Source organism: Haladaptatus sp. AB618, from assembly GCF_024136965.1.
GTDB lineage: Archaea > Halobacteriota > Halobacteria > Halobacteriales > Haladaptataceae > Haladaptatus.
The window spans coordinates 332,264-350,437 of the sequence record NZ_JAMYJX010000001.1 but is presented as its reverse complement, the minus strand read 5'-3'; the positions used below and the strand labels follow the sequence as shown (position 1 = coordinate 350,437).

Annotated in this window: 14 protein-coding genes; 10 read left to right on the top strand and 4 right to left on the bottom strand. The window is 62.3% G+C overall.

The window, feature by feature from the left end; genetic code table 11:
* Nucleotides 1–16 precede the first annotated feature (16 nt).
* Nucleotides 17–553, top strand: a complete 537-nt coding sequence (locus NKF26_RS01800; RefSeq protein WP_253225027.1) for a DsbA family protein — start codon at nucleotides 17–19, stop codon at nucleotides 551–553.
* A 69-nt stretch (nucleotides 554–622) separates the two neighbouring features.
* Nucleotides 623–1,261: an HD domain-containing protein gene (locus NKF26_RS01795; RefSeq protein ID WP_253233942.1), complete on the top strand. Its 639-nt coding sequence runs from the start codon at nucleotides 623–625 to the stop codon at nucleotides 1,259–1,261.
* A 23-nt stretch (nucleotides 1,262–1,284) separates the two neighbouring features.
* Here the strand turns inward: NKF26_RS01795 and NKF26_RS01790 are convergent, their stop codons facing one another.
* Entirely contained in the window at nucleotides 1,285–2,385 is a 1,101-nt protein-coding gene (locus NKF26_RS01790; protein WP_253233941.1) for a polymer-forming cytoskeletal protein, read from the bottom strand.
* Nucleotides 2,386–2,556: 171 nt separating this feature from the next.
* On the opposite strand from NKF26_RS01790, the gene NKF26_RS01785 reads away from it, so the two are divergent.
* The 4 genes from NKF26_RS01785 (at nucleotide 2,557) to alaS (ending at nucleotide 9,020) form a co-directional block, all read left to right on the top strand.
* Nucleotides 2,557–3,531 carry a replication factor C small subunit gene (locus NKF26_RS01785; protein ID WP_253225025.1) on the top strand — a complete coding sequence of 325 codons (975 nt, stop codon included), beginning with the start codon at nucleotides 2,557–2,559 and terminating at the stop codon, nucleotides 3,529–3,531.
* A 153-nt stretch (nucleotides 3,532–3,684) separates the two neighbouring features.
* Nucleotides 3,685–4,428 (top strand): ABC transporter ATP-binding protein, encoded by a 744-nt coding sequence (locus tag NKF26_RS01780; RefSeq protein ID WP_253225024.1) that lies wholly within the window; start codon nucleotides 3,685–3,687, stop codon nucleotides 4,426–4,428.
* Nucleotides 4,425–6,125 carry a hypothetical protein gene (locus tag NKF26_RS01775; protein ID WP_253233940.1) on the top strand — a complete coding sequence of 567 codons (1,701 nt, stop codon included), beginning with the start codon at nucleotides 4,425–4,427 and terminating at the stop codon, nucleotides 6,123–6,125. Before NKF26_RS01780 ends, NKF26_RS01775 begins: the two co-directional genes overlap by 4 nt.
* Nucleotides 6,126–6,242: 117 nt before the next feature.
* A complete protein-coding gene (gene alaS / locus NKF26_RS01770; protein WP_253225022.1) occupies nucleotides 6,243–9,020 on the top strand; it encodes an alanine--tRNA ligase in 2,778 nt (925 codons plus the stop codon).
* Between the two features lie 96 nt (nucleotides 9,021–9,116).
* On the opposite strand, the gene NKF26_RS01765 is transcribed toward alaS, so the two are convergent.
* Nucleotides 9,117–10,160 (bottom strand): zinc-dependent alcohol dehydrogenase family protein, encoded by a 1,044-nt coding sequence (locus NKF26_RS01765; protein WP_253225021.1) that lies wholly within the window; start codon nucleotides 10,158–10,160, stop codon nucleotides 9,117–9,119.
* 364 nt (nucleotides 10,161–10,524) lie between these two features.
* On the opposite strand from NKF26_RS01765, the gene NKF26_RS01760 reads away from it, so the two are divergent.
* A complete protein-coding gene (locus NKF26_RS01760) occupies nucleotides 10,525–11,238 on the top strand; it encodes a hypothetical protein (RefSeq protein ID WP_253233939.1) in 714 nt (237 codons plus the stop codon).
* Between the two features lie 60 nt (nucleotides 11,239–11,298).
* Here NKF26_RS01760 and NKF26_RS01755 read toward each other — a convergent pair whose 3' ends face one another.
* Entirely contained in the window at nucleotides 11,299–12,342 is a 1,044-nt protein-coding gene (locus tag NKF26_RS01755; RefSeq protein WP_253225019.1) for a HoxN/HupN/NixA family nickel/cobalt transporter, read from the bottom strand.
* Nucleotides 12,343–12,652: 310 nt separating this feature from the next.
* Nucleotides 12,653–14,452 (bottom strand): multicopper oxidase domain-containing protein, encoded by a 1,800-nt coding sequence (locus NKF26_RS01750; protein WP_253225018.1) that lies wholly within the window; start codon nucleotides 14,450–14,452, stop codon nucleotides 12,653–12,655.
* Nucleotides 14,453–14,577: 125 nt separating this feature from the next.
* Here NKF26_RS01750 and NKF26_RS01745 point away from each other — a divergent pair, with 125 nt between their 5' ends.
* From NKF26_RS01745 to NKF26_RS01735, 3 genes are read left to right on the top strand one after another with little or no spacing between them, the layout of a single operon-like run.
* On the top strand, nucleotides 14,578–15,105 hold the full coding sequence (locus NKF26_RS01745) for a gluconate 2-dehydrogenase subunit 3 family protein (RefSeq protein ID WP_253225017.1): 528 nt from the start codon (nucleotides 14,578–14,580) through the stop codon (nucleotides 15,103–15,105).
* On the top strand, nucleotides 15,102–16,706 hold the full coding sequence (locus NKF26_RS01740) for an FAD-dependent oxidoreductase (RefSeq protein WP_253233938.1): 1,605 nt from the start codon (nucleotides 15,102–15,104) through the stop codon (nucleotides 16,704–16,706). Before NKF26_RS01745 ends, NKF26_RS01740 begins: the two co-directional genes overlap by 4 nt.
* Nucleotides 16,707–16,755: 49 nt before the next feature.
* Nucleotides 16,756–18,003: an alpha-1 4-glucan-protein synthase gene (locus NKF26_RS01735; RefSeq protein WP_253225015.1), complete on the top strand. Its 1,248-nt coding sequence runs from the start codon at nucleotides 16,756–16,758 to the stop codon at nucleotides 18,001–18,003.
* The last annotated feature ends 171 nt before the right edge of the window (nucleotides 18,004–18,174 follow it).

Below are 18,174 nucleotides of genomic sequence, written 5' to 3'. Positions count from 1 at the left end.
GGGTAGACGGGGAACCATGAGCCAATCACGTGTCTCACAGCTTGCTGTACCGGTTAATCGGAACGACCACATCGATGGAGTCGACGGTGCACCCGTCACACTCGTCGAATACGGTGATTACGAGTGCTCGTACTGTGAAGGTGCACAGCAGGCGGTGAAAGAACTGAGACGGACGATGGACGATCAAGTGCGGTTCGTCTTTCGGCATTTCCCGCTTTCACAGTTGCATCCGCACGCGGAGGAGGCAGCGGAAGCGGCGGAAGCGGCGGCGACACAGGGGAAGTTTTGGGAGATGCACGACCTGCTCTTCGAGGTACCGGATGAGATAGGGGAAACAGAATTGCAGGATGCCGCCGCAACCCTCGACCTCGATCTCGCTCGGTTCGACGACGACCTCGAACGACACGCGTACCGCGACCGAGTTCACGAAGATATCATTTCGGGTGCTCAAAGCGGCGTGATCGGAACGCCGACGTTCTTCATCAACGGGGAACGCTACGACGAGCAGTGGGACGCCACCCCACTTCGGGCGGCCCTCGAAGACGCGATGTAATCCCGTTCGAGTGAATCGAAAACAAGGGTTTCATGGCATCGTCACAACCATCGACAGGGGAGACGAACCATGACGGAAACCCTTCCCGAGGCGGTCCGACCCCGTGCGAAAACCTACTTCGAGAACGTCGCCCCCGCACACGACTGGCATCACGTTCAACGGGTCGCCAATCTCGCCGAAACGCTCGCCGCGGAGGACGACCCGGACAAGCGAATCCTCTTCTCGGCGGTCTGGTTGCACGACATCGGCCGGGGGCGCGAGGACCGCGGCGAAATCGAGGACCACGCCGAGTGGGGTGCCGAGGAGGCCGAAGGGATTCTCGCGGAGTTCGGGGCGACGGAGCACGAAATCCGTGCCGTTCAGCACTGCATCCGCGCCCACCGATTCTCGAACGACGTGGAACCCGAGACGCTGGAGGCGAAACTGCTGTCCGACGCGGACAACCTCGACGCGCTCGGTGCCGTCGGTATCGCGCGAAACTTCTGTTACGGCGGGGAACACGGCGAACCCATACACGACCCCGACCTGCCGCTCGACGACGACGAAACGCGGGCGGGTGCGACGTCGATGAACCACTTCCACAGGAAGATTCTCCGACTTCCGTCGCGGATGTACACCGACGCCGGTCGACGCGTGGCCGACGAACGACGGGCGTTCGTGGAGACGTTCATCGACAGGTTCGAGCGGGAAGTCGATGGAGAGTGTTGAGAATCAGTAGGACGCTCTAAAAGTTAGTCTGCGGGCGTCTCCTCGTCACCGCCTGTGGGGGCTTCCATGTACTCCGGTGTGTTCCGCCGTCCGCGATAGCGCGACCAGAGGGCGGCGGCCAGCGCCCCGAGACCCAACAGCAGGACGACGAAGGTGAAGATTCCACCGACGACCGGGATTCGGGAGAGGATTGCGACCACGAACAGACCGAGAATCAATCCAAGCCAGTGTCCACCCGAGTCGGCGAGCGAGAGCAACCAGACACCGAGTGTGAGCGACCCGTAGACGGACGCGATCCAGAGGAAGATGGCGAAGACGATGGCACCGAGAATCGAGATGGGAATCCCGATTACGGTGATGGCGAAGACGAGAAGGACGATGGGGACGAGGACGAGAAAGAGGATGCCGACCCCGATGGAGAACAACGGGTTGGTTCGGCCGTTGTCCGCGACGCTATCGGAGAACGTCGGGAACAGCGCCAGCAGCACGATTCCGAGCAGGAGATTCACGAAGAAGCCGTACACCGCGCCGACCCAACCGGGGATTTTCGGTATCGGCGAGGGACCGCCGTCGGTCAACGACTCGTCCTGCCGGACGGTTCCGCCGACGGTCGCGCCGCTTTGCCGGTTGAATTTGTTCACGTCGTACACGAGGTTGCCGCCGACGTTCGCCGAGTTGGCGAGCGTGAGCGTATCGCCCGCGACTTGAGCGTCGCCGTTGACCGTTCCCGCAATCAGGGTGTAACCCGAGGCTCCGTCGAGTGATTGTCCGACCGTCGCGCTTTTCGCGACGACGAGGTTGCCGGTCTGGGCGTCCACGTTTCCGTTGACGGTGCCCTCGATACGGACGTTTCCGGCGAACGCCGACACGTCGCCGTTGACCGTTCCGGTTTGGGCGACGAGGACGTTACCCGAAAACGCTTCGAGATTACCGTCGACGGTGCCGCGAATCACGACGGTCCCGGCGGTTGCGGAGAGGCCACCGCTGACGGTTTGGCCCTGTCCGACGACGACGGTTCCACCGGTTCGCGTCTGCTCCGTCGCCGCCGTCGCCGGTGCGATGGCGAGAAGGAGCACGAGGACGATGATCGGAACGAGTCTACGACGAGTTACGAGTGCGCACATGGCCCAAGGTGTCGATTTCCGGGAGAATAGTAATTGAGTCGTTATCCACGAGAATCGTGGATTTTCACGCCGGAATCGGCGGCCTAACCGACGGCCGTCACCCACCGGAATTCCGAACCGCCAGCGTAGATTCTCGGGGCCTTTAAGAACGATAGGTTCCTTTGCTGGACCATGAGCGAGGCCGACGCGGAAAGCGTCCCCGGACGCGGCACCATCTGGGTCGAGAAGTACCGACCACAGACCCTCGACGAGGTGGCTGGTCACGACGACATCACCGCTCGACTGACGAGCTACATCGAGCAAAACGACTTGCCCAACCTGCTTTTTTCGGGACAGGCGGGAATCGGCAAGACGACCTGTGCCGTCGCTATCGCCAAGGAGTTGTACGGCGATAGCTGGCAGAGCCACTTCCTCGAACTGAACGCCTCCGACGAGCGCGGTATCGACGTCGTGCGTGACCAGATCAAGAACTTCGCCCGTCACGACCCCGGTGCGGTGGACTTCCAAATCATCTTCCTCGACGAAGCCGACTCCCTGACCAGCGACGCACAGGCCGCCCTCCGCCGGACGATGGAGCAGTTCTCGAAGCGAACGCGGTTCATCATGTCGTGTAACTACTCCTCGAAGATCATCGACCCCATTCAGTCGCGGTGTGCGGTGTTTCGGTTCGGGCCGATTGCGGACGAGGCGGTCGCCGATCGAATCCGGTACATCGCCGACGAGGAGGGAATCGAAACCACCGAGGACGGCATCGACGCCCTCGTCTACGCGGCGGACGGCGACATGCGCAAAGCCATCAACGCCCTCCAAGCCGCCGCGGTCATGGGCGAACAGGTGGACGAGGAGAGCGTCTTCGTCATCACCAGCACGGCCCGCCCCGAGGACATCAAGGAGATGGTACGGCACGCCATCGACGGGGATTTCACCCGCGCACGCTCCATCTTGGACGAACTGCTGACCGAGCGCGGCATGGCGGGCGGGGATATCATCGACCAACTCCACCGCTCGATTTGGGACTTCGAGTTGGACGACGAGGACGCGGTTCGCGTCCTCGAACGCGTCGGCGAGGCCGACTTCCGCATCACCGAAGGTGCGAACGAGCGCGTACAACTCGAAGCGATGCTGGCGTCACTGTCGCTGAACTGAAAATACATATCAGAAAGGGTTGGAAATGTGAACAACCATTTCAATCGGGTTTTTTACCTCTCGGTACAACGGAGCCGATATGGTTCGCGCAGTCCCCACCGCTGTCGTTGCTCTCCACATCGATGACGAACGCGTGCGGTCGGAGGCGACACGATGATACCCGCCATCGAAACGGACGGGTTGACGAAGCGGTTCGACGATACGACGGTCGTCTCGAACCTCGAACTGACCGTTCCGTCCGAATCCGTCTACGGATTCCTCGGGCCGAACGGCGCGGGGAAGACGACGACCATGCGAATGTTGACGACGCTGACGCCGCCGACGAGCGGCACTGCCCGCGTGGCCGGTGAACCCATCACGGATCGGGATGCCGTCGTTTCGCACATCGGTTACATGCCCGAGGAGCCGCCGCTGTACGACGAACTCACCGCCTACGAGCAGTTGCAGTATATCGCCGGTCTCCGCGGCGTGGACGCCGACGACCGAATCGAGCGACTCCTCGACCGGTTCGACCTCCTCGACGACGCGAACGAACGCGTCGGGACGTACTCGAAGGGGATGAAACAGAAGACGGCGCTGATCCAGACCGTCCTCCACGAACCCGACGTCGTCTTCCTCGACGAGCCAACGTCGGGCCTCGACCCGCGTGCGGCACGGACGGTACGCGAGCTTATTTCGGAACTCACCCACGACGGGATGACCGTCTTCCTCTCGACGCACATCCTTCCGGTCGTGGAGGAACTCGCCGATACGGTCGGCGTGCTGTACGACGGGTCGCTCGTCGCCGAGGACTCCCCCGAGCGACTCACCCACCGGGCCGAGGAGGAACAGACGCTCGAAGACGTGTTCCTCGACGTGACGAGCGAACACCCCGCCGCGGCGTCGGTGGAACAATGAACTGGCCGACGCCCCGCCGGAGCGCCAGTATCGCCCGAATGGAGTATCGACGGAGCATCCGCGCCATCGCCAAAAATCCCGTGCAGATGCTCGCGTTCGGGGTTTTCCTCCTCCTGCCCGCTGGCGCGACCGTTCTCGGCGCGTATCTCGCGTACAAACTGGGTGGTGAGCTCCGAACGACATCGGCACCGATACTGATGGGCGCACGCGGTGCATTCGCCGTCGCGTGGGTCGGTCTCTCGGTGATGGTTGCCTCGCGCTCCATCGGGAAAACCGGACGTATCGACAACGAGGCGGGCATGCTGACGACGGTTCCCGCCCGCGACGTGGTCGGTGGTCTCCTCGGCGGGGAACTCATGCGGTTCGTCACCGTCGGTGCGATTCCCATTCTGGCGATCAGCGGCGCACTCAGCGCGTCGCTCGGGACGCCGCTTCCGCTCATCACCATCGTTCTCGCGCTGCTCGGGTTGACACTTCTGGCACTGCTCAGCGGCCACATCGTCGGTCTCCTGCTCAAGCTCGCACTCGCGCGCTCGGAGGTCCTCGCACAGTACAAATCGATCATCGCGGTCGTCGTCTTCGTTCTCTATATGGGAGCCATCGTAACGAACGCGTTCGGCGACATCATGACATCGCTCGGTCTGATACTCCAGAACGCGCCGACGGCGTGGCTCGGCGACTTCCTCGTGCTCGGCATCCCGGGAGCGTCCCCCTCGTTGGCACGGGTCGGTGGCGCGGTTGCCCTCCTGGTCGTCGGGGTTCCGATCCTATCCGCCATCGACGTTCAGTTGGCGACGCGACTCTGGTACGGCGACCGAGTCCAACCCGAGAACAAACAGTACGACGCCGACGAAACGAACGCCGATTTCCTCACCGGAATCGCGTCGAGACCGACGCGCTCCGTGGTCGAAAACGTGTGGCGGCGGACGAAACGCGCCCCGCTTCGACTCCTCTACGTGATTTATCCGATCTTCTTCCTCACCGGGCCGATTCAGGACGCCGTGCAGGCGGGCCACGTCACGGGGTCCCTTCCCGTCCTCGTCTCCTTCTACGGGGCATGGGCACTCGGCGGCGCGACGCTCAACCCGCTCGGTGACGAGGGAGCCATGTTGCCGGTGACGCTCATCTCGACCGTCGAGGGCAAACAGTTCGTCAAGGGCCACATGATCGCGGCGAGCATCGTGGGACTCCCGATCATCGTCGTCGCCACGGCGCTCACCGGGTTTCTGAGTCCGCTCGAACCGACGCGCTGGATTCTGTTGACGGGGGTGAGCGTGCTGCTCGGACTGGCGGGAATCGCCGTCGCGATCGGAATCGGCTCGACGTTCCCCCGGTTCGGCGAGGTCAACGTCACGAAAAGCCGCCGGGCGGTCGTCCCGAGCAAGACGGCCTTCGTCACGTATTCGGCCGTGCTGATGATCGGGTACGGCGGTGCCGTCGTCGCTATCACGCCCTCCACCGCCGCCTCCGTCGCCTCGATGGTTCACTTCCTCACCGGAGTTCTCGGCTACGCGCTGAAGGTTTCACCCGGAAGGGTTCGTCTCGTCGCCGGAGCGATTGCGGCAGTGCTCGGTGTCGTCGCACCTCCGGCCGCCTACCGCTACTCGATTCGACGGTTCGACTCGTACGTCCTCGACGGCGACGATTCAGGTATTGCCGCCCTCCGAGGATTGTTCGACCTGTTCGATCACGCCTGACAGATACCCCTTTTCGATGAGGACCGCTCGGGCCAGAACGGACGATGACGGTCGTATCTGGGGTCTCACACGGTTGCGGAACTGTTTTACGCCCCGGTGGGTGAAGAACTACCAACAATGAGCCAACTTGAGGAGGAGTATCGCCTCGATTATTTCGAGGAAAACGGCTTTGTGCGAAAGGAATGCTCCGAATGTGGAGCGCATTTCTGGACGCGTGACCACGACCGAGAGACGTGCGGAGAACCACCGTGTGAGGAGTACGGATTCATCGACAACCCGAGTTTCGACGAGACGTACTCGCTGGCGGAAATGCGGGAAGCGTTCCTGTCCTTCTTCGAAGACAACGACCACCAACGGATCGACCCGTACCCAGTGGCGGCGAACCGCTGGCGGGACGACATGCTACTCACTATCGCTTCTATCGCAGACTTCCAACCGCTGGTCACCTCCGGAGAGACGCCACCACCGGCCAACCCGCTGACCATCAGTCAACCCTGCATCCGGATGCAGGACATCGACAACGTCGGGAAGACGGGGCGACACACGATGGCCTTCGAGATGATGGCCCACCACGCGTTCAACGCCCGGGAGGACATCGACGACCCCGAGCAGTACGCGTACGAGGGAGAGGTGTACTGGAAGGACCAGACGGTCGAGTACTGCGACGAGTTCTTCGAGTCGATGGGTGCGAACCTCGATGAAGTCATCTACATCGAGGACCCGTGGGTCGGCGGCGGCAACGCCGGACCCGCTATCGAAGTCATCTACCGGGGCGTCGAACTCGCCACGCTCGTCTTCATGTCGATGGAGCAGGACCCGGAGGGCGAGTACGAGATGAAGGACGGCAACCGTTACAGCCCGATGGACACGTACATCGTGGACACCGGGTACGGGCTCGAACGCTGGACGTGGGTTTCACAGGGAACGCCGACGGTGTACGAAGCCGTCTACCCCGACATGATCGATTTCCTCAAGGAGAACGCGGGAATCGAACACACCGACGAGGAGGAGGAACTCGTTCACCGCGCCTCGAAGCTCGCGGGGCACATGGACATCGACGAAGCCGAGGACATGGAAGCCGCCCGCGACAACATCGCGGACAAAATCGGCGTCTCGACGACCGAACTCGTCGAGCTACTGGAACCGCTCGAAGCCATCTACGCGATCGCCGACCACTGCCGAACGCTCGCCTACATGTTCGGCGATGGCATCGTCCCGAGCAACGTCGCGACCGGCTACCTCGCCCGGATGGTACTCCGGCGAACCAAGCGTCTCTGTGACACCGCGGGCGTGGACGCACCGCTGGACGAACTCGTGGACATGCAGGCCGAGCGCCTGGGCTACCAGAACCGCGACACCATCCGTGACATCGTCCGGACGGAAGTCGAAAAGTACCGCGAGACCCTCGAACAGGGTGGCCGTCGCGTTCGCCGCATCGCCAAGCGACATGCCGAGGAAGGCAAGCCGATCCCGGCCGAGACGCTCGTCGAGTTGTACGATTCCCACGGGTTGCAACCCGACATGGTCGAGGAGATTGCCGACGAGTTCGGCGCGTCGGTGGCGATTCCGGACGACTTCTACAGCCTCGTCGCCGAACGACACGACAGCGGGGAAGCCTTCGAGGAAGAAGAGTCCGAAGACGACCGCTTCACCGACTTGCCGAAGACCGAGCGCCTCTACTACGAGGACCAGTACCGAACCGACTTCGAAGCCGTCGTCCTCGACGTGTTCGACCGCGAGGAGGGCTACGACGTCGTCCTCGACCAGACGATGTTTTACCCCGAAGGTGGAGGACAACCGGGCGACCACGGCACGCTTTCGACCGAGGAGAAGACGGTTCAGGTGTCGGACACGCAGGTCGAGAACGGCGTCGTCCTCCATCGGACCGACGAAGCCGTCGATAAGGGAGCCATCGTCCGCGGAAAGATCGACGCCCAGCGCCGCCGTAGACTGATGCGTCATCACACGGCGACCCACATCGTCGTCCACGCGGCCCGCCAGATACTCGGCGACCACATCCGACAGGCCGGTGCCCAGAAGGGAACCGACAGTTCGCGCATCGACGTGCGCCACTACGAGCGCATCGATCGCGAGACGGCCAAACACATCGAACTGCTCGCCAACGAGATCGTCATGGAGAACACGACGGTCCAGCAGGAGTGGCCCAACCGGCACGAGGCCGAGGAGGAGTTCGGGTTCGACCTCTATCAGGGTGGGATTCCCGGCGGAACGAACATCCGCCTCATCCACGTCGCCGAGGACGTGCAGGCCTGCGGTGGGACGCACGTCCGCCGAACCGGCGACGTCGGCGCTATCAAACTCCTGAACACGGAGCGCGTGCAGGACGGGGTCGAGCGACTCACGTTCGCCGCCGGTGACGCCGCCATCGAGGCGACACAGGAGACCGAGGACTACCTCCGAACGGCCGCCGACACGCTCGCGGTTTCGCCGTCCGAGGTGCCCGACACCGCCGAGCGCTTCTTCGAGGAGTGGAAGGGTCGCGGCAAGCAGATAGAAGACCTGAAAGAGCAACTCGCCGAGGCCCGCGCCAGCGGTGCGGGCGGCGGCGAGGAAATAGAGGTCGGTGGCACGACCGCCGTCATCCAGCGTATCGACTCGGACATGGACGAACTCCGTGCCACCGCCAACGCGATGGTCGAGGACGGTAAAATCGCGGTCATCGGCAGCGGTGCTGACGGTGCGCAGTTCGTCGTCGCGGTTCCGGACGGCGCCTCGGTGAAGGCCGGAGAAGTCGTCGGTGAACTCGCCTCCCTCGTCGGCGGTGGCGGCGGCGGCCCGGCCGACTTCGCGCAGGGCGGCGGCCCCGACGCCGACAAACTCGACGAAGCGTTGGAGAGCGCGCCCGACGTGCTCCAGCAAGTCGAAAACGCCTGAGATTCGACGGACAGTTTTTGTCGGGTGGTATCGTTGATGAGACGAATCGCAGTCCGTTGGGGATGGATCGTTTCTCTCGGTTCGTGTCGTGACCGGTCACTCGTCGAGTCGCACCATGACCTTCACCGCGTCGCGCTCGTCCATCGCTCGATAGCCCTCGGGAACGCCGTCGAGATCGACGGTCTTCGTGAAGATCGGCGATGGATCGAGGGTTCCCTGTAACACGTCGGCCATGAGTTCGTCGGCGTAGTTCCGAACCGGCGCGACGCCGCCCTTGAGCGAGACGTTCTTTCCGAACATCGTTCCGAGAAAGCCGGTCGTCTCGACGCCCTGCGGGACGCCGACGTAGCCGATGGTCCCGCCGGGGCGGGCGACCTCGGCGGCCGTTTCCATGGAGGATTCCGCGCCGACGCATTCGAGGACGTGGTTCGCACCGCCGTAGGTGAGTTCGCGCGCCTCCTCGACCGCCTCCTCGCCGCGAGCGGAGACGACATCGGTCGCGCCGAACTCCTCGGCGATTTCGAGGCGGTCCTCGTGGTGGCCCATCGCGATGATTCGCTCGGCCCCGAGGCGTCTCGCGGCGAGGACGCCACAGAGTCCGACCGCGCCGTCGCCGACGACGACCGCGGTCTCCCCCGCTTCGACACCTGCGCTGACGGCGGCGTGGTGTCCCGTTCCCATCACGTCCGTCAACGGCAGGAGGGATTCGAGGACGGTTTCGTCGTCGGCGTACTCGTCGGGAACAAGAACGAGCGTCCCGTCGGCGTGAGTTGCACGGACTTTCTCACCCTGTGCGCCGCCGTTGTCACCGCCCCAGCCGTCACCGTTGGCACACGACGTGTGGAGCCCTTTCCGACAGAACTCACACTCCCCACAGCTAATCGAGAACGGCGCGAACACGCGGTCGCCGGGTTCGACCGAACGGACGTCGTCGCCGACCTCCTCGACGATTCCCATCGGTTCGTGCCCGACGGGAGCGCCCTCCTCGTAGTCGCGGTGTCCGCGGTAGAACCAGAGGTCCGACCCACAGATGGCGGTGTGGGTGATGCGGACGATTGCGTCCGTCGATTTCTCGATAGCGGGGTCGGACGTTTCTTCGATTCGGATGTCGCTCGGGCCGCGATAGATGGCTGCTTGCATCGTCGAGTATCGATTGGTGTTCCGACGACAAGAGTACGGTGCTGCTCCGGAAGTCAGTTTGAATATCGTTCTCGTCCGACCCGATTCCGGCAGTCGAAATTAGCGAACCGGGAGTCAAATTTCGCCGGGAGTCGGTTCAATATCACCAAAAAGCCAAAAATTCCCCGTTACAGAGGTTTAGAAGGCGTTTTGTGGTGTGATTGATCGTCGTTAGAACGGCCAACGTCACGAGCGATGAATTCCATATTGCTATATGAAATCGTGCGTAGCGCGGATAATTTCGATCCCGAGCGTCGAACTCCCACAGTTGAAATCCATTGCAGTTATCACTACTTTCTTCATCGAGAACGGTCTTTACTTTCGTATGAATCGGCGGTCATTCAATCGTCTCTTCGCGCTGGGGGGTCTCTCACTCGTCTCCGGTTGCAGCCATCCCCTCCCACCGCCGAAGGGGAGGATCATCGAGCGGTCAGTGGTGGGGAAGTCCGGTGGTGGACAGACGCCACTCCTGAGCGTGACGGATGACGGCGATGGTCCATCCGTTGGCTCCGTCCTCCACGGCCGTTCTATCGGACCCGGTTTCGTGCTCGACGAGGACCTGAGGGGGAAGTTGGGGCGAAAGTACGGAGATATCGACTGCTATCTGAAGATACGCCACGAGGGGTACGACGGGGTACGATTAGCGCCAGCGGATGGCTCGGTGAAATGGTATTCGACCCCAATCGACCAGTTCAACACCGTCCAGATAGACGACTTCGCTATCCTCGCCACCACCATCACCGGCTCCATCGGGAGTTTTCATCGGGTCGTCCGCGACGGAACGGTCGTGGAAAAGAAACCCACGGACGGACGCTTTGGGACGATTTCACCCGGCGAAGACAGCAGATACGTCAAGCTGAAGCACGCGTTCGGGAAGACGACTATCGAGGTTTCGTACCTGAGTTCGTCGGAGGTCTACGACGAGATAAAAGTGGACGGGAGCTACACGTTCGGGGTGAAGCGGAAAACGTCGGAGGACGGAACGTCCTACTCGTATCTCGATTCGCTCGACCCCGGTCACGGATATTCGGTGCTGTAGAACCGAGTCGATGATTTCGAATCCGTCGATTAGGCGGCCGTCGACACAAAGAGTTGAGGGCTACGATGACTCGGCACTCCACCGTTCTTCGATGTTGCCGATCCGCCAGAAGAGGTAGGATGCGAGCCACGCGAAGACGAAGAGAGCGACGATGGCGTAGCCGACGTTTCCGGTATCGATGGACTGGGCAGCAGTCCAGAGGCCCCCCCGGAGGTCGAGACCGCTTGCGAAGACCTGGAGGAGTTCGACCGTACCGACGAACAGCGCGACGGCGACCGAGACGCCGGTAACGGTGAGGTTGTAGTAGATTTTCCTGAGTGGCGTGGAGAACGCCCAGTCGTAGGCGTAGAGCATGAACGCACCGTCGGCCGTATCGAGGAGCGACATCCCCGCCGCGAAGAGGAGCGGAAGGACGGCGATGGCAGTCGGTGACAGGCCGTCGGACGCCGCTCCGGCCGCAATCGCGAGCAGCGCGACCTCGGACGCAGTGTCGAAGCCGAGACCGAACAGCACACCGAGCGGGTAGACGTGCCAGCTTCGGCGCACGGCGTCGAAGTACCGGCCAGCGAACCGGCTGACGAACCCGCGTTTCCGGAGTTTCGCTTCGAGCCCCTCGGGGTCGTATTCGCCGTCGCGCATCCGGAGGAAGACCCGGAAGAGGTCGACGAGAACGAGGAGATTGAGCAACCCGATAGCGTAGAGGAAACTCCCTGAGACGAGCGCACCGATGAACCCACCGACCGTTTCGAGCGACGGGAGCGCCGTCCGAGCGGTGTCGGTTGCGACGGCAAGTGCGAGCGCCATCGCGGCGACGACCGTGGAGTGGCCGAGCGAGAAGAAGAAGCCGACACCGACGTGTCGGCGTCCGTCCTGGAGCGCGGCGCGCGTGGTGTTGTCGATAGCGGCGATGTGGTCGGCGTCGAACGCGTGGCGAAGCCCCAAGCTGTACGCGAGAACACCGGTTCCGAGGAGTGTCGGGTTATCCGGCGCGACGAGGAAGAGGACGCCCCATCCGACGAGGTGCATGAGCGCGACGACCCCGAAAAGCCCACCGAGTCGGAGCCGTTCGGCGGAATCGACGTTCGAGACTCGTGGTAGCATCATCACTGGTAGATCGAAGATCGGATACTTGTGTCGTCCGACTCGAATCGTTTACACGTCATAGGTATAGTCGAGTGTAAGTTCGTCCTGTGAGTGATGGTCGGTCCCGTGGTAGTGGTCGAGGAGCGTGTTTTCCGTCGTGGTGAGCGAAGCGTTGTTCGCCGTCGAAGGTAGGAGAGTTGCCCGTAGTCACCACATTTGACAGATTTCGAATAGATTAGCGTTTTCGTGGCAAATCTGCTCAAATCGCGGACCAAGAGCGAGCGCGAAAAAGAAGGTGGGGTGACGGATACAGTCGAACGGTGTCGGTCGGTTAGTCCTGACTGTAACCCTCCGGGTCGACCTCGAACGGACGAATCATCTCGTGATTCGCGTGTTCCATCATGTGACAGTGCCAGACGAATCGGCCGGTGATGTCACGAAAGAGACCGTCGGTTTCGCCGAAGTGTGCGACGATACTGGTGACGTCGCCGGACGGGGCGACGACCGTGTCGTGCCACCCGGTTTCCTGCTCGCGCGGCGGGCGATGTGAGGTCGTGGGCGAAATCGCGCCGGAGTCTTTGAACAGTTCGATGTCGAATCCCTGCCGGCCGAGCACTTGGAACTGGACGAGGTGGATGTGAATGGGGTGGAAGTCGTCGCTGACGTTGACGAGGTGCCACACTTCGGTCGTGCCGACGGTCGGACGTTCGGTCGCTTCGTGGCTATACCGAAGACCGTCGAGGAGCAACATGATCCGTCCGTGTTCGTCGGTGGTTTCGTCGAGAGTGAGCACACGCTCGCGGACGGCGTCGTCCTTCTCGATAGTCGGAACGGGTTTCGTACCGGCGTTCTGACCGTTTCCGAGACGGGGAAGCGGTCCGAACGAGTCCGGAACCGTGCCGTCATCGTTGACGTCGGTATCTTGCACGTCGAAGCGCATGATTTCTGGTAGCGGTGACTGGTTCTCGGACGAAGGATCACCGCCAACGTAGGGTGCCTTCGCGTCGTTGTGGAGGAGGAGGCTCTCGCCAGCGTAGTCGGAGAAATCGACGACCCACTGGCCGCGCTGGGCGCTGCCGAGGAGGAGACCGTCGGTGAGTTCGACGGGCTTGTTCATGTAGCCGCCGTCGCTGGCGACCTGAACGAAGTTCGGCCCGTCCTCTCCCGTGGGCTTGCCCGCATCGGCATCGTAGCCTTTCAGCGAGAGATGGTAGAATCGAGCGTTCGACGCGTTGAGCATGTGGAAGCGGTACTTTCGGGGTTCGACTTCGAACTTTGGCCACGCTTTCCCGTTGACGGTGGCGACATCACCGAAGAACATCTCGACGATACTCGGGGAGATGCCGCCCCGCTCGGGACCGGGGTAGAAGGCGGAACCGTCGTCGTTGAACGCGCGGTCCTGAAGGACGAGGGGGAGTTCGTACTTCCCCGAAGGTAGTTTGTCGGTGCCGCCAACATCACCCCGAATGAGGTAGAGTCCGGCGAGACCGGCGTAGACGTTCAGCCGGTTCGCGCCGAGCGCGTGGTCGTGATACCAGAGCGTCGTCGGAGGCTGGTGGTTCTGATACGTGTAAGTCTCGCCACCGTAGTACGGACCGGTGGTTTTGCCGTCGGGCGTGTACCACGCCTGTGGGTAGCCGTCGTTGACGGAATTAGCGTTGCTTCCGTGGACGTGGACGACCGAACGGACTTCCGGGTTCCCCTTCTGGGAAGGAAGCGTCGTATCGACTGGGAAGATATGCTCGTCGGGCAGTTTATCGTTCGCCCAATGAACGGAGATGGGCTTACCGCGTTCGACCTCGAAGGTCGGACCGGGGAACTGGCCGTCGTAGCCCCAGATGGTGGTATCGCCGAGGTCGGGGTGGAACGACTGTTTGGCCGCTTGCATCATCACCTCGTAGTGAGAATGGCCGTCTTTCTTCCCGGACGGTTGTTTGATATCGGGAATAGCGAGGTCCGTGACGAACTTTTCGAGGTCGGGAGACGAATGTGAAGAATCACTCGATGTACTCGTGTTCGACGAGTTACCGACGAGACCGTTACAGCCTGCCAGCAACCCGGTGGCGGCGAGCGCACTACCGCCTTTGAGAAACGTACGACGCAATGTTCCGTCACGGTCGGGGAGAGTCATTGACTTGAAAATATTTAGGCCCTCCTAAAACCCTATCGTTTTTTAGGTGTGCCAAAACAAACCGCCACAGAAAACGAATCGATGAGACGATAGCTTAAAGCTTAGGTTTGCCTAATCGCGGCACGATGGAACTGACGCGGCGTGACGTGCTCGCGGCACTCGGGGCTGTGGGCGTTGCCGGCGGCGCGGCCGTCTTCGTGGATTCCGAATCGAAATCGGGGACCCCACCACTTTCGGACCACGAGGTTGCGACGCTCGTCGCCGTTGCCGAAGTCGCATATCCGAGTACGATATCGGGAGTCGAATCGTTCGTCAGGAAGTACTCCGTCGCACGCGCGAACGACGACTCCGACTACCGGGCGGGGATACAGGGCGCACTCGGCGCGCTCGATGACGCGACGTCCGATTGGTTCGATGGAAAATTCGTGACGCTCGACGAGGATACGCGTTCGACTGCACTTCGGCAAGTGGGTGCGGTCGCGGGCGAACCCAACCCGGATGGCCTACGGGGCGAACGAATCCGCTACTACGTGCTGAACGAACTACTCTTCGCGCTGTACACCACGCCGACCGGTTCGAAACTGGTTGGACTGGAGAACCCGCCGGGATACCCCGGCGGGGATACGTCCTATCAGCGGGGGTCACAGTCGTGACCGACCGCGGCCCCCGTGCGGATGTCTGCGTCATCGGTGCTGGCCCGGCGGGTGCACTCGTCGCCCATCGGGCGGCCAAAGCAGGCTATTCGGTCGTCGTGCTGGATGCCGGGCCGCGCTTCGATTTCGAGGGGCGCTCCGAACGCGAGGAGCGCGCGATCAGACCCGGGAGTTCGAAACCACCGTGGAACATGGGAGAGGAAGGTGGCCACGGGAAGCGCGACGCCTACACCAGCAGTGGACCGAAGGAGTACCCGTTGAATACCGCGCGCGTGAAGGGCGTCGGCGGAAGTACCCTCCACTGGCAGGGGATGGTGATGCGTCTCCACGAGCGGGATTTCCGCCTGCACAGCGAGACGGGGATGGGGGTGGATTGGCCGCTCTCCTACGCCGACCTGCGACCGTACTACGCACGCGCGGAGCGTGCGTTCGGGGTTGCGGGCGCGAGCGACAATCCCTTCGCCCCACCTCGAACAACACCGTTTCCGCTTCCGGCGTTCCCGCCTTCCCATTCGGATGCGATGTTCGCCGAGGCCTGCGAGTCGCTCGAAATCACGACCCATTCGGTTCCGAACGCGCGGAATTCGGAATCCTACCGCGGACGGAGCGAGTGTCTGGGCTACGGCACCTGCAAACCGGTGTGTCCCTCCGGTGCGAAGTACGACGCAACCGCAACTATCGACGGTGCCGAGAAGGCGGGCGCGGTGGTCATCGACCGCGCGCCCGTCCAGCATCTCGAGCACGACGACGCGGGCGACCGGGTCGTCGCCGCGGTGTACGCGACTCCCGACGGGAAGACACATCGACAGGAGGCGTCCGAGTTCGTGCTCGCAGCGGGCGGTGTCGAAACCCCACGGCTCCTCCTGCTCTCGAAATCGCCGCAGTATCCGGACGGGTTGGCGAACTCCTCGGGACTCGTCGGTCGCTACTTTACGGATCACTTCTTCGCCGGCATCGGCGGTGTCGTGGACGAGCGGACGCGCCAGCACCACGTCGGCTTCAACACGACCGAGAGCCACCAGTTCTACGACCAGCCCGCCGACGGCTCGCGGACGGCCATCAAACTCGAATTCTGGAACTACGCTGGCCCGACACCCGCGGACATCGCGCTCTCTGGGAGCTCACTCGGCGACGACCTCCTCGACAACATCCGTGAGGAGTACGGCAATCACCTCGCGGTCGGCGCGCTCGTGGAGCAGGTTCCTCAGTACGAAAACCGCGTGACGTTGGACGACTCGAAGACGGACGACCACGGCAATCCGGTTCCGGAGATAGTGTGGTCGCTCGACGACCGAACGCGCCGCTCCATCGAGCGCGCGAACCGAATCCAACACCGCATCATGGACGAACTCGACGCGAACGTCCGATGGGTGATCGGTCCCGAAAAGACGGGGGCGGCGTTCCACCATATGGGAACGACGAGGATGGGCACGGACCCGAAATCGAGCGTCGTCGGTCCCGACATGCGAACGCACGATTTGGACAATCTTACGGTTGCAGGAAGCTCCGTCTTCCCAACGACGGGCGCGATGAACCCGACGCTCACCATCGCCGCGCTCTCGCTGTCCGCCGCCGACGAACTCCTCGACCGACTCGCGTAACACAACGACAGTGCTTTAGGCCAGCCTAAATAACGAGGGCGTATACGAGATGACCGACCCCGACATTTGCGTCATCGTCCCGACCGTCCGCGAGTACGAGTGCGTGCGGGCGTACGTGGCGAACGCCCGCGACCACGGTTTCGACACCGACCGCCTCTTCGTCTGTCTGGTCACCGAGGACGAGTGTGAAACCGACGCGATGGGTACGATGCTCGATGACCTCGATATCGACGGTGTCGTCTTCGACGGAACGGCACGTGACGAGTGGTTCGATACCCACGGGATCGCCGAGTATCGGGAATTGATTCCCGCGAAATCCCACGCGCAAACCTCCTTCGGCCTGTTGTTCCTCTGGGCCAACGACTTCGAGTACGGCGTTTTCCTCGATGACGACACTCTTCCACATCGTGACGTGGATTTCTTCGGAACGCACCTCAGCAATCTCGCCTACGAGGGTAACCTGCCCGAGCGTCGCTCGGACGAACGATGGGTGAACGTGTTGGACGATGCCGATGGCGACCTCTACCCGCGCGGTTACCCGTACGGGGCGATGGACGAGACGACGGAAGAACGGACGGTCGAAGTCTCGAACGTCGTGGTTTCGCAGGGTCTCTGGACGGGCGTCCCGGACCTCGACGCGGTTCGAATCCTGAACGATGGCGACCTCCGCGGGCGGGCGACGACGCGAACCACCCGGGAGGACTACCCCGAGGATTTCGTCACGGCACGCGGAAACTACCTGACGGTTTGCTCGATGAATCTCGCCTTCCGCCGGGAGATCGTCCCCGCGTTCTATCAGTTCCCGATGGACGACAACGAGTGGGGCGTCGGGCGCTTCGACGATATCTGGAGCGGTCTCGTGCTGAAGAAAGCCTGTGACGCTGTCGGGACGAGAATCTACAACGGTCGGCCACTCTGCCAGCACAACAAGGCTCCCCGCTCGACCTTCGATGACCTCGCGAACGAGGTGGCGGGGTTGGAGTTGAACGAACACGTGTGGAAAGCGGTGGACCGAACGACCACAGGAGTGACTCCCGACAGGTCGTCCGGTCGAGCGGCGAAGTCGCTCGACCGAGGGATCGGAAAGGAATCGTCGCGGAAAAGCGAGCGCGCGGGAGCGTACGCGACCGTCGCGCGAGCGGTCGCGGACGAACTCACATCCAGCGATTTCTCGATGTACAGGAACGGCGAGTTTCTGAACCACTGTGGAGAGTATCTCGGGAACTGGTTGGACTGCCTGAACGCACTCGCTCGTCCTCCCATCCCAACCACCCGGAGGAACTTTCGACAGGTATAAGTTATTTAGGGCAGCCTAAAACAATATGCGTAACCGATCTACTCCGACCCGTCGTCAGTTCCTCGTCGCAAGTACGATGGTCGGAACAACAGCGCTCGCGGGCTGTAGCGCTTTCTCGTCGGGAAATAGCGAGAAACCGACGATCTCAGATTTTCGCGGATCAAGTCCACT

What these genes read in the sequence shown, in the direction of transcription:
- NKF26_RS01800 (WP_253225027.1), top strand. Translation starts at nt 17, where the DNA reads ATGAGCCAATCACGTGTCTCACAGCTTGCTGTACCGGTTAATCGGAAC.
- NKF26_RS01795 (WP_253233942.1), top strand. Translation starts at nt 623, where the DNA reads ATGACGGAAACCCTTCCCGAGGCGGTCCGACCCCGTGCGAAAACCTAC.
- NKF26_RS01790 (WP_253233941.1), bottom strand. Translation starts at nt 2,385, where the DNA reads ATGTGCGCACTCGTAACTCGTCGTAGACTCGTTCCGATCATCGTCCTC.
- NKF26_RS01785 (WP_253225025.1), top strand. Translation starts at nt 2,557, where the DNA reads ATGAGCGAGGCCGACGCGGAAAGCGTCCCCGGACGCGGCACCATCTGG.
- NKF26_RS01780 (WP_253225024.1), top strand. Translation starts at nt 3,685, where the DNA reads ATGATACCCGCCATCGAAACGGACGGGTTGACGAAGCGGTTCGACGAT.
- NKF26_RS01775 (WP_253233940.1), top strand. Translation starts at nt 4,425, where the DNA reads ATGAACTGGCCGACGCCCCGCCGGAGCGCCAGTATCGCCCGAATGGAG.
- alaS (WP_253225022.1), top strand. Translation starts at nt 6,243, where the DNA reads ATGAGCCAACTTGAGGAGGAGTATCGCCTCGATTATTTCGAGGAAAAC.
- NKF26_RS01765 (WP_253225021.1), bottom strand. Translation starts at nt 10,160, where the DNA reads ATGCAAGCAGCCATCTATCGCGGCCCGAGCGACATCCGAATCGAAGAA.
- NKF26_RS01760 (WP_253233939.1), top strand. Translation starts at nt 10,525, where the DNA reads ATGAATCGGCGGTCATTCAATCGTCTCTTCGCGCTGGGGGGTCTCTCA.
- NKF26_RS01755 (WP_253225019.1), bottom strand. Translation starts at nt 12,342, where the DNA reads ATGATGCTACCACGAGTCTCGAACGTCGATTCCGCCGAACGGCTCCGA.
- NKF26_RS01750 (WP_253225018.1), bottom strand. Translation starts at nt 14,452, where the DNA reads ATGACTCTCCCCGACCGTGACGGAACATTGCGTCGTACGTTTCTCAAA.
- NKF26_RS01745 (WP_253225017.1), top strand. Translation starts at nt 14,578, where the DNA reads ATGGAACTGACGCGGCGTGACGTGCTCGCGGCACTCGGGGCTGTGGGC.
- NKF26_RS01735 (WP_253225015.1), top strand. Translation starts at nt 16,756, where the DNA reads ATGACCGACCCCGACATTTGCGTCATCGTCCCGACCGTCCGCGAGTAC.